Origin of the sequence: Flavobacterium sp. RHBU_24 (genome assembly GCF_046613695.1) — a bacterium.
Classification (GTDB): Bacteria; Bacteroidota; Bacteroidia; order Flavobacteriales; family Flavobacteriaceae; genus Flavobacterium.
The window spans coordinates 329,844-341,812 of record NZ_JBKJHD010000002.1; the positions used below are offsets into that span (position 1 = coordinate 329,844).

The following is an 11,969-nucleotide window of genomic DNA, read 5'->3' on the forward strand; positions in this document are numbered from 1 at the left end:
TTCATTTACGCTTAAGTATTTCATTTAGTGTGCTGTCTGTAATGGTAGTACATTTGTGGGCCCCACTTTCATTGAGGTGGTCTGTGTCGTAAAAATCATTATTGTTAAAGCGTGAATCTGTAAAAAGGTTAAGGTAAGTAACGTTTGGGTGCTTTTGTTCCATCTGCGTACAGATTGTACTCACTTTTTTCATTTTATTTTTATCGGAAAACCGGGAATAATAACTTGTTACCGGCATGGTAATTATCAGCACCTTAATATTTTTATCAGCTGCCGTTGTTATTATTTCCTCCAGTATATTAATATTCGGGGCCATTTCTCCATCGGCTGATAAATGTTTGCCCACTATTATTTTGGCTATCTTTTCATTATTAAACTCTGGGCTGACACCTTCGTTTCGGCCTGCCCCACGGTCATTGCATTGCACGAGTGTGCCTGTTTTAAAGTAAAGTTTTATACTTTCCATTGTTATGTTAAACCGTGGCGCAAGTGCAAGGCTGTATCCCTTTGGGTCGGCATGGCTTGTTCCCGGCACATCAATATACATGCAATCCCGGTAAAAGTAGCGCCTCCACGAGAGTTCAACATCGTCTATCCCTTCGCTAAAGCTAAAATTATCTATAGTTAATACAATTGCTTTTGCATTGGTATTGTTCGCTATATATTTCTCAAAAAGCAGTTTATCGCAAATTAACGGCTGGCTGATGTTAGACGCGTTATAAGTTTTAATGCTCATCAGTTCTGGGTAGAGGCCGTAGAATGAGTGCGAGTTGCCCAGGATAAAAACTTCGGCATCCTTATTCTTCCGCAAGCCTTCATACTTTACGGAATAATTATTTGGCACAAAGCGGTACATTGCTTCAATACCCATCCACCCCACAATAATGGGTAAAAGGAAATATAACAGTCGCAGTATAAATTTTTTCATCTAAAACTGGAAATAAATAAACTGTGCCTCATTGCCCATATACAGCAAGATGAACGCAATTAACAAATAATATACCAAAATCCTGGCAACAGGAGGCAGCCGTTTTTCAATATCGGCCAAAGGGTATTCACTACGCCGCCCCATCCACTCTGCTGCCATGAAAATGGTAATTATGATAAGGAATTTCTTTGGCAAGAACTCAGGGTAACTGAATAATGATAACGAGAAAATCTCTTTATAGATTACCATTGCATCTCCCAAGTTCAGGGTGCGGAACAACACCCATGCAAGGCTAACCTGTATAAATGTAAATAATATAGGTATAGCATCTTTCAGTTCGGGTGTGTTGCCGGCCGATTGCCTGTTGCGGTTCAATAGCAGCAATGGTATAAACAGGCATGCATGCACAAACCCCCACAGTATAAAAGTAATGTTAGCGCCATGCCAAAAGCCGCTCAGAAGGAATATGATAAATACATTTCGCAGCTTTTTAACCATGCTGCCGCGCGACCCTCCTAATGGGATATACACATAATCCCTGAACCAGGAGGAGAGTGAAATATGCCACCTACGCCAAAAATCAGCTATGTTTACCGAAAAGTAAGGGTAATGAAAATTTCGGAGCAATTGTATCCCGAATAGTTTTGAAACGCCCGAGGCCATATCAGTATAGCCTGAAAAATCAGCATAAATTTGAATGGAAAAGAAAAAAGCAGCAAGCAGCGCGCTGCTTCCGTTAAACCCTTCAGGATGCAAAAATACCTTATCGGCGTATAGTGCACAATTATCTGCAATTACCATTTTCTTGAACAATCCCCATAAAAATTGCCGTAACCCATCGGTAGCCACCACGTAATTAAATACCCTTTTCTTTTTTAACTGGGGAAGCAAATGTGTAGCGCGTTCTATAGGCCCTGCCACGAGCAACGGGAAATATGAAACAAATAGTGCATAATTTGTAAAGTTGGCTTCAGGCTTTATCCTGTTTTTATAAATATCTATTACGTATGAAAGGCCGTGGAAGGTGTAAAATGATATTCCTACGGGTAGTATGATATTTAGTGTTGCCAGCGATGGCCTGTAACCAAAAACCGAAAAGGCATCCCTGAACGATTCAGCAAAGAAGTTGTAATACTTAAAAAAGAAAAGGAAGCCAAGGTTGCATACAATGCTTATAGTAAGCCACATTTTTTTTCCGGTACCGTGGGCCGACTGTATTTTATTTCCTGAAAAATAATCGAGCAGGGTAGAGAACAACAATAAAAATAAAAAACGCCAGTCCCAAAAGCTGTAAAAGAAGTAACTCGCCGCAAGCAGAAAAACATTTTGTGGCCTGAGGTTTTTAAAAACAAACCAATACCCGAAAAAAACCAGCGGGATGAAAAAGGCAAAATCTATGGAGTGAAACAGCATATTTTGGTTTAGGCGGCTTATTAGATTGAAGCAAAGCTAATAAAAAAAGGCTGCGAAAAGCAGCCTTAGTATCAAATACCCCGATGGTAAACAACCATAACCATGATTACTTAGCGATATTAACCGCCCTTGTTTCACGGATTACAGTAATTTTTACCTGTCCCGGGTAGGTCATTTCAGTCTGTATTTTGTGCGATATTTCAAAAGAAAGCGTTGCGGCTAAGTCATCAGATACTTTTTCGCTCTCTACAATTACACGTAACTCACGGCCTGCCTGTATGGCATAGGCGCTTTTAACTCCCTGGAAACCATAAGCGATATCCTCAAGGTCTTTGAGGCGCTGTATGTAGCTGTCAAGCACCTGCCTGCGTGCACCCGGCCTTGCGCCACTTATAGCGTCACACACCTGGATGATAGGCGATAGCATCGATTTCATTTCTATCTCGTCGTGGTGGGCGCCTATGGCGTTGCACACCTCTTCTTTTTCACCATATTTTTCAGCCCACTGCATACCAAGTAATGCGTGCGGAAGGTCGCTCTCGGCGTCTGGCACTTTACCTATATCGTGCAGTAGTCCGGCGCGTTTTGCAAGCTTAACGTTAAGCCCCAGCTCTGCAGCCATAATACCACACAGTTTGGACACCTCGCGGCTGTGCTGCAGCAGGTTTTGCCCATAAGACGAGCGGTATTTCATACGGCCTACTATCTTAATAAGTTCCGGGTGAAGCCCGTGTATGCCCAGGTCTATAACGGTACGTTTACCTACTTCTATAATCTCGTCTTCAATTTGCTTGGCGGTTTTGGCAACCACCTCTTCAATACGTGCCGGGTGAATACGGCCATCCGTTACCAGCTTGTGTAATGACAGGCGGGCGATCTCCCTGCGTACCGGGTCAAAACAGCTTAATATAATCGCCTCAGGCGTATCGTCTACAATTATCTCTACACCGGTAGCGGCTTCAAGGGCACGGATGTTACGGCCCTCACGGCCAATAATGCGCCCCTTAACGTCATCCGATTCAATATTGAATACCGATACGCAGTTTTCTACGGCTTCTTCGGTGCCTACACGCTGTATGGTATTAAGGATTATCTTTTTAGCTTCCTGGTGTGCGGTAAGCTTAGCCTCTTCAATTGTGTCCTGAATGTGGGCCATGGCGCTGCTTTTCGCTTCTGCCTTAAGGCTTTCTACCAGCTGGCTTTTTGCATCCTCTGCCGAAAGGCCTGATATCACTTCAAGCTGTTCTACCTGGCTTTTGTGCAGGCGGTCTGTTTCCAGCTGTTTTTTCTCAAGGTGTTCAATCCGGTTGTTATAGTCGGCAATTTTATGTTCAAGCTCATCACTAAGCTTTTTATTCTTAGCGAGCTCGCCCGATACCTGGCTTTCCTTGTCCCGAACGCGTTTTTCGCTTTCTGCAATTTTCCTGTCCTTGGCAAGTATTACCTGTTCATGTTCTGCTTTTAGCTCCAGGAATTTCTCTTTAGCGCGCAGCTCTTTTTCTTTTTTAAGGTTTTCGCCCTGGTTTGTGGCATCTTTAATAATAGATGCTGCTTCTTTCTTTGCCTCGGCGGTAAGGCTCGCCGCGCTTTTCTTTTCAAGAGTTTTTGCAATAAAAAACCCTATTGCCAGGCCTGCGATTGCGAGAATTATTGGTAGTATTGTGTCCATATTTTTCGTTGTTGTATGTATATAAAAAAGCCTACATTAGAGGGTATTGTATAAACTCGAAAAGACAAGTTTTAGGCTAACCCGCTGTTCAAGGATCTGCGGCGTGGCAGCATGCTATAGTAGCGGCGATTCGCCCATTTTAAAGAATTGGCGTTGAGTTTATCAAATAGGTACTAATGTAGGCAGTATTGTGTACTATGTAAAGAACGTATTTATTATATTTTTAAAGGACATTACCCAGTTTTTCATCCATCAGTTTCAGCCTTGCCACCGCGTCTTCTATTTCACCGGAGCGGTCCAGCACCTTTTGTTCTGATTGTGCCGCAAACTGCAAAGCGCACATTGCTAAAACGTCCTGCTTATCGCGCACAGCGTAGCTTTCTTCAAACTGTTTTATCATCGCATCAATTTTTTTTGAGGCGGCCCTCAGGCCTTCTTCCTGCTCCGGGGTTACCGTTAGCGGGTACACCCTGTCTGCAATTGATATTTTTATTTTCAGCTTGTCGTCCATCACTTCCTTAATCTGAAAGTTGCGCTATACAGTAATCAATGTCGCGGATTAATGAATTTATCCTGAGTTTTGTCTCCCTCGTATTATCGTCACTGCCCAGTAATGAATTGGCCATCCGTAAAGATTCATTTTGCTGTTTTAAAGCAGCTATCTCCTCATCCTGCCTGCTAATTTGATGGGCTGCTTTTGCTGCAGCCTGCTCAAGGTCATGGTTTTTTGTTTGCAGCATTTCCATTTTTAATTGAACCTTTGCAAGTTTACTTTCCAGAGATTCAACAATTTCAGATAATGCACCCATGGCAGCGTTTTTTCATTACATCATTCCACAAAGTTAATATTACTTTAATTACAAACAATAGGTAATGCAAAAAATTGCTGTTTTTTTCAATAAAACGTACTATTTGCTACAAACAACAGTTATTAAGATTACGCTAAATGATGCTAATTGTTTGGCACATTTTTTTATTTTAGCCCCATGAGACTTTACTATATATTTTTATTAGCCACCCTAAGCCTTTCAGCACAAAACAAATACCCGCAGGATTACTTCCGCTCGCCGCTCGATTTGCCCGTACACCCATCGGGCACCTTTGGCGAATTGCGTACTAATCACTTTCATGCCGGTCTTGATTACCGTACCAACCAAAAAACGGGCTATCCGGTATTTGCTGCGGCAGACGGTTATGTTTCCCGTATAAAAGTGTCTACATACGGTTATGGCGTTGCCTTATATATAGACCACCCTAACGGATATACTACCTTATACGGCCACCTTAAAAAGTATGGCCCTAAAATAGAGGAATATGTGCGCCAAAAGCAGTACGAAAAAAAGTCGTTTGAAATCGAGTTGTTCCCCAAACCGGGAGAGCTGCCCGTAACGCAGGGCGAAACAGTTGCCTTTTCGGGTAATACCGGGGGCTCAGGAGGGCCGCACCTTCATTTTGAGTACCGCGATACCAAGACCGAGATGATTATCAACCCCCTGCTTTTTGGCCTTAATAAAAAAATGAAGGATACCAAGGTACCTAAGATATATAGTTTGCTTGTGTACCCTGTAAGTGATGACGCCGTGGCCGACGGCAGCAAAACACCCATGCTGGTAAACCTGCACCCACAAAAAGACGGCACCTACCTGGCCGATAAAATTGTAGCCCGGGGCAAGATAGGCTTTGGGGTTAATGCTACCGACAGTTCTACCGGGAGCTCCGGCAATAACGGCATTTATAAGGCTGAGACGTTTTTTAACGGTAGCCCGCATTTTAGCTGCGAGTTTAACACGTTTGCGTTTAGTGAGTCGCGCTATGTAAACGCATATATAGATTATGAGCGCTATTACCGCACGGGCCAGCGCTGCCAGCGCCTTTTTGTAAAAACGCCCTATCCGCTTTCGCTGCTGCAGCACAATAGTAGTAACGGGCAGTATGAAGTGAAACCCGGCGAAACGCAAAATTACCGTATAGAGGTAAGCGACTACCACGGCAACAAGGCCATTGTAAACGGGAGTATACAATATAGTGATGCCCCAGCCTCGGTGGCAGAGCCAAAACATATTACTCCATATTATGTAAAAGTGGGCAACGACAATAATTACACTAAAGGCGGCGTTTCTGTGTTTGTGCCCGCCGGTGCCTTTTATGATGATTTTTATATGGATTTTGATGTTAAAGATTCTGTGCTGTACCTGCACCACCCCACGGTACCGGTGCATTCTTATGTGCAGGTATCTTTTGATGTGAGCCATTTAAGTAAGGAGGAACTTGGCAAAACCTTTATAGCAGGCTATGCGGGCAAGCGCTTTAATTACAACAGCAGCTATATGGAAGACGGCCGCCTTACTGCCAAGGTGAAAACGATGGGAGAATTTAAGCTGGCTAAGGATACCACCGCGCCACGCATTTTTGGGCTTACCTTTAAAGAGGGCGCATGGCTTTCAAGCGTAGACAGTATAGGCTGCAAAATTAGCGACGACCTTAGCGGTATTGCCACCTACGATGCTTTTATAAACGGCAAGTGGGCGCTTATGCATTACGAATATAAAACGCAAACCCTTTCGCACCACTTTAGTGATGGCATAGTAGGCGAGGGGCGCAACGAATTAAAAGTGGTGGTAACCGATAATGTTGGAAATTCCACTACCTTTGAAACACATTTTTTCAGAACACAAAACACTAACCCTGTTGAAGACGATAAAAAATAAGCTACTACTGCTTACCGTTTTGCTATGCTCGTGTATAGCTTTAGCCCAAAGGCAACCCATGATTTACGGTATAGCTGTAGACCAGAGCTACCAGCCGCTGGAACAGGCAAAAATATATTATGATGATGTCGATGGCCGGCATGAAACCTACAGCGACCGCACCGGTTTTTATAAACTTGACCTTCCGGTAGAGCGGAAAGTGGTTGTTTGGTTTGCCCATAAATCTTTTAAGGGAGAACTCTTCGTAGAATTAGAACACATGCAGCAAGGCGAAGCAATTGAGTTTAATTTTAGTTCTGAGACCATCCTGAAGGATGTTATAATTGACAGAGATACCGGCAGGAAAGAACTGGAAGGTATTAGCATAATACCCCGTGAAGTTATTGAGAATATTCCGGGGCTTAGCCAGGGTGTAGAAAATATTGTAAAGCTGATGGGTGGGGCAACGGGAAGTAATGAACTTAGTACTCAATACTCAGTCCGCGGCGGTAACTATGATGAAAACCTGGTATATGTAAACGATGTGGAAATATACCGCCCGTTCCTTATCAGGAGCGGCCAGCAGGAAGGCTTAAGCTTTACTAATACGGCTATGATACGCAATGTAGACTTTTCGGCAGGGGGCTTCCAGGCAAAATATGGAGACAAAATGTCGTCAGTTTTAGATATTACCTACCGACGCCCTACCAGTTACGGCGCGCAGCTTGAAGCAAGCTTCCTTGGCGGGAGCCTTACCTTTGATGCCATATCAAAAGATAAAAAATGGAGCGCTATGGTGGGTGGGCGTTACCGCAACAACAGCCTCCTGGTTAACAGCCAGCAGACTGAGAGCAACTACAAGCCTACCTTTGCCGATGTGCAAAGCGTTGTAAATTACAGGCCCGGTAAAAAATGGGAATTTAATTTTATAGGCAACATTTCGCAGAATACCTATAACTACCAGCCCTTTTTCCGCCAGACGAATTTTGGTACGATATCCGAACCTATAGCCTTACAGATTGTTTATGATGGCCAGGAGAAAGACGAATACCGTACATTCTTCGGGGCACTAACGGCAGAATACATCCTTTCTGAAAAGTCAAAGCTCAAGTTTATATCGTCAGTTTACCATACGCAGGAGCAGGAATATTTTGATATCCTTGCACAGTATGCGCTGGGCGACGTAGATACGAATATAGGAAGCGACACCTTTGGGGATATACAGTTTGCCCGTGCGGTAGGCTCGCAGCTTAACCATGCCCGTAACGACCTCGATGGGCTTATTAATAATTTTGAAGTAAAGGGCGAGCATAAAATTGGAAAAAATAACATACAGTGGGGTGCCAAGTATACCCGCGAAGACTTCCGCGACCGCCTGGTAGAGTGGGAGGTGATAGATTCGGCAGGGTTTTCAATACGCCCGCCGGTTATAGATTACATACCTAACGACCAGCCGTATAATGCCTACTCCGGGCCGCTGGTGCCGTACCAGAGTGCACGGGCTACAAATTTTGTTACCACAAACCGCTATTCTGGCTACGCGCAGTGGGGCAGGAGGTTTGATGTGGGCAAGGCAGTGTTGTTTATAAATGCAGGCACCCGCATACAGCAATGGAAGGTAGATGGTGCCGCAGAGAAAGGTAAGAGCCAGGTGGTGGTAAGCCCGCGCGCGCAACTTGCCCTGAAACCCTACTGGGATATGGATATGCTGTTCCGCCTTTCGGGCGGGGTATACAGCCAGCCGCCTTTTTATCGCGAGCTGCGCGACTCTACAGGCACGGTACAGCCAAATGTAAAAGCACAAAACTCCTACCATATCGTGGCGGGTACCGATTATAGCTTTACTAACAGTAAGCAGCGCAAGTTTAAGCTGGTAGCCGAAGCCTACTATAAAATGATGGATAATATAAATACCTATACGCTCGAAAACGTGCGCATTCGCTACCGCGCCAATAATGACGCTACCGCTTATGCCTATGGTGCCGACCTTCGCCTTAACGGTGAGTTAGTGCCGGGGACAGAATCCTGGGTTACGGTAGGCTATATGAAAACCGAAGAAAACTACCGGGATAAAGGCTATATAGCACGCCCTACCGACCAAAGGCTGCGCTTTGCGGTACTGTTTCAGGATTATGTGCCTAATATACCCAGCCTGCGCGTGTACCTCAATATGGTATACAACACAGGGCTGCCGGGCGGGTCGCCATCGTATGCGGATTCGTACCTGTACCAGAGCAGGCTTAATGCCTACCGCCGCGCTGATGCCGGTTTTTCGTATGTAATTATAGACCGTAATGATGATAAGCTTACGCCAAAAACAGCAAACTGGTTAAAAGGCTTTAAACAGCTTACGCTGGGGCTTGAAATATTTAACCTGTTTGATAACCAGAACGCCATAACAAACACCTGGGTGCGCGACGTATATACTAAGGCTTCTTATGGTATACCAAACTACCTTACCAGCCGTGTTTTCAGCCTTAAGCTGTCGGCAAAAATATAGTTAGTGTAAAAGTTTTTCTTACTTTTGGTACACAACCCATGCTTATGAAAAAATACAGCCTTATAGTGTGCGTGATTTCTGCCCTTTCCCTTACCGGATGCAAGGAGGAAAAGCCCAAGCCTAAAGTTGCCTACAGCCAGGATAAGGAAACCCCCGCGCCTAAAAAACCGGATTCTACCCAGATAAAAGTGGCCGACCTGCCCGTGCACATGGAAGGCACAAAATACCTTATACACCCTGTGGGCGACATCCGTATATATGATGACAGCAACCGCAGCTATGGTAGCAGCCGTACCGGCGGCCAGGTAAGCTATGCCATATCTAACTACAACCGCTTTGAGATAACCGGGTACTTGCAGAACCTTAAATTTCAGCATACAGACAGTACCGCGCTGCGCCCGCTTACTGATAAGAAAGTGCAGATACAAACGGTAACCTACCTTAACACCGTTGCAGCTAAAACAGGCAGGCAATTACTGTTGTATGCCCTTGTAGATAGCGACACCAATAAGGATGGCAAAGTAGATGCTAATGATATAAAGTCGCTTTACATAAGCAACATCAGCGGGGCCGGCTTTAAAAAACTAAGCGGCGACGTGCAGGAGTTGGTAGACTGGAGCCTTGTAGAGGCGCAAAGCCGCATTTATTTCCGCACGCTTGAGGATATCAACAAGAATGGAGCTTTTGATAAGAACGACGCCGTGCACTACTATTATGTAGACCTGATTAACCCGGCATGGGAAGTGCAGGGTTATGACCCGGTAGGGACACCGGAATAAAAACAAGGGCTGCTCAAACGTTTTTTAGCAGTTTTTCGTCGTCAATCAACATCACTTTATCGATTTTTTTGAGTACTTATAGTCTCTTTTACCAATATAAAAGGTTATTTTTACTAAATCGTGTGCGCTATACAATAAACCAATGCATTTTGTGTTATTTATACGCAAACAAACGTAAAAGGGATAATTTATTAATCGATAATGGGGTATATTGCTAAAAATTGAATTTGCGTAATAAAAATCCTCCCTGTTGCAGGGAGGGGTTGGCAAAAAAGTCCAACAAATTATTGTTAAGGATGCATAAAAAAATAGAATTTGTTTTTTTTTACCACCTAATAATATAAATTTGCCAATCTTATGGAAATAAAGTTAACAATAAGAACTATTATTAAAAAATCAGAAAACTAAATTTTAAAAAAAATGGCAAACGCATCTGTTCAGAAAGTTGAAAAAAAAGAAGCTTCTAAGGGGTCTAATATATTTGCAGGACTCGCAATAGCTATATGTCTTTTAGTAGGTGGTGGTGTATGGTATTTTATCATGGGTAACCCTAACAATTTTGAGGGTGGCACTACCGATGGGCATCCACTAGGGTTCTTAGGTACAGTATTTAAAGGTGGTCCTATCGTTGCCGTACTTTTAGGCTTATTATTAATGGCTCTTGTGTTCTCTATAGAGAGGTTTATGGTAATTTCTAAAGCAGGTGGTAAAGGCAATGTTGAAGGTTTTGTAGCTAAAGTACAGTCTCAGATTAAAAATGGCGATATTAACCAGGCTCTTGCTGAGTGCGACAAGCAACAAGGTACAGTAGCTAACGTGGTAAAAGCCGGCCTTCTTAAATATGAAGAAGTAAAACGCGAAGGTTTTGATAGTGAAAGGGCAGAAGCTGCTATCCAGCAGGAAATAGAAGAGGCTACATCTCTTGAAATGCCAATGCTTGAGAAAAACCTTGTTATCCTTTCTACACTTGTATCAATTGGTACACTTGTTGGCCTTCTTGGTACAGTATCAGGTATGATTAAGGCGTTCTCTGCGATGGGTGCAGGTTCTACTCCCGATTCAGCCCAGCTTGCGGTAGGTATCTCTGAGGCGCTTATTAACACGGCTACAGGTATCGGTACTTCTACCGTGTCAATTATCGCTTACAACCTGTTCACAACTAAAATTGACAAACTTACCTACTCTATCGATGAGGCTGGTTTTGCAATTACCCAAACATACAGAAGGTTTAGGGCTCGTGCAAACAACGCATAATTAAAGAGTTAAAAGTTTTAAATAATACAGCGGGAAAGCATATCTTTAAGGTATGCTTTCAGTAAGCTGAAAAACATAATAATAATGGCTAAACATAAAATATCCAGAAAGAGTACCAGGATAGACATGACCGCGATGTGCGACGTGGCATTCCTTTTGCTGTCTTTCTTTGTTATGACGGCTACCGCTAAGCAGCCTGAGCCCAAACCGGTAGATACACCTGCCTCTACGGTTATAGATAAGCTTCCGGAAGATGGAGTGGCTGTTATTACCGTGGGCGATAGCTCGGTGTTCTTTACAATACCCAGGAGCATCAGGAGAGGTACCCTTGAAAGGGTAGCCGACCTTAAAAAGGTTTCTTTTAGTGAGACGGACTATAAAAAGTTTGACGGCCTTGAAGGTTTTGGTGTGCCGCTGGGCAAGCTAAAATCGCTGCTGGAGCTTAAAGGTGAAGCAAGGAACAGGCCGGGTATACAGGAAGGTATACCGTTTGACTCTATAAACGACCAGTTAGGTATGTGGGTAGAGCAGGCGAGGGAAGCTAACAAGCAGTATCTTAACGATAAGATTGCAGCGGGTGATACCGAAGTGAAATTTAAAGACCTTGATATCGCTATTAAGGGGGATGCTAAAGAAAGCTACCCTACCATTAAGCGAGTGATTGACATCCTGCAGGCACAACATAAAAACAGGTTTTTTCTTGTGACAGGATTACGTAACGAAGATTTTTAATAACTGT

General features: G+C 43.7%; 10 protein-coding genes and 1 other RNA gene. 5 read left to right on the forward strand and 6 right to left on the reverse strand.

Annotation, left to right across the window (positions count from 1 at the left end):
• Position 1 precedes the first annotated feature (1 nt).
• The 6 genes from ACLI09_RS03985 to ACLI09_RS04010 all read right to left on the reverse strand — a co-directional run bounded on the left by ACLI09_RS03985 (position 2) and on the right by ACLI09_RS04010 (position 4,819).
• The gene (locus ACLI09_RS03985; protein WP_411418289.1) at positions 2-928 is read right to left on the reverse strand and encodes a hypothetical protein; all 927 of its coding nucleotides are present in this window, start codon (positions 926-928) and stop codon (positions 2-4) included.
• Complete coding sequence (locus tag ACLI09_RS03990; RefSeq protein ID WP_411418290.1) at positions 929-2,341, reverse strand: MBOAT family O-acyltransferase; 1,413 nt, start codon at positions 2,339-2,341, stop codon at positions 929-931.
• 106 nt (positions 2,342-2,447) lie between these two features.
• Positions 2,448-4,010 (reverse strand): ribonuclease Y, encoded by a 1,563-nt coding sequence (gene rny, locus ACLI09_RS03995; protein ID WP_411418291.1) that lies wholly within the window; start codon positions 4,008-4,010, stop codon positions 2,448-2,450.
• A 52-nt stretch (positions 4,011-4,062) separates the two neighbouring features.
• A non-coding RNA gene (ssrS, locus tag ACLI09_RS04000) (6S RNA) lies at positions 4,063-4,169 on the reverse strand.
• Between the two features lie 64 nt (positions 4,170-4,233).
• Entirely contained in the window at positions 4,234-4,521 is a 288-nt protein-coding gene (locus ACLI09_RS04005) for a cell division protein ZapA (RefSeq protein ID WP_411418292.1), read from the reverse strand.
• 7 nt (positions 4,522-4,528) lie between these two features.
• Entirely contained in the window at positions 4,529-4,819 is a 291-nt protein-coding gene (locus ACLI09_RS04010) for a hypothetical protein (RefSeq protein WP_411418293.1), read from the reverse strand.
• A 177-nt stretch (positions 4,820-4,996) separates the two neighbouring features.
• On the opposite strand from ACLI09_RS04010, the gene ACLI09_RS04015 reads away from it, so the two are divergent.
• The 5 genes from ACLI09_RS04015 (at position 4,997) to ACLI09_RS04035 (ending at position 11,962) form a co-directional block, all read left to right on the forward strand.
• A complete protein-coding gene (locus ACLI09_RS04015; RefSeq protein ID WP_411418294.1) occupies positions 4,997-6,718 on the forward strand; it encodes a M23 family metallopeptidase in 1,722 nt (573 codons plus the stop codon).
• Positions 6,699-9,197, forward strand: a complete 2,499-nt coding sequence (locus ACLI09_RS04020; RefSeq protein ID WP_411418295.1) for a TonB-dependent receptor plug domain-containing protein — start codon at positions 6,699-6,701, stop codon at positions 9,195-9,197. The genes ACLI09_RS04015 and ACLI09_RS04020 overlap by 20 nt, the downstream gene beginning before the upstream one ends.
• Before the next feature lie 44 nt (positions 9,198-9,241).
• Entirely contained in the window at positions 9,242-9,976 is a 735-nt protein-coding gene (locus tag ACLI09_RS04025) for a hypothetical protein (RefSeq protein ID WP_411418296.1), read from the forward strand.
• Between the two features lie 420 nt (positions 9,977-10,396).
• Complete coding sequence (locus tag ACLI09_RS04030) at positions 10,397-11,230, forward strand: MotA/TolQ/ExbB proton channel family protein (protein WP_411418297.1); 834 nt, start codon at positions 10,397-10,399, stop codon at positions 11,228-11,230.
• A gap of 84 nt (positions 11,231-11,314) precedes the next feature.
• Entirely contained in the window at positions 11,315-11,962 is a 648-nt protein-coding gene (locus tag ACLI09_RS04035; protein ID WP_411418298.1) for an ExbD/TolR family protein, read from the forward strand.
• The last annotated feature ends 7 nt before the right edge of the window (positions 11,963-11,969 follow it).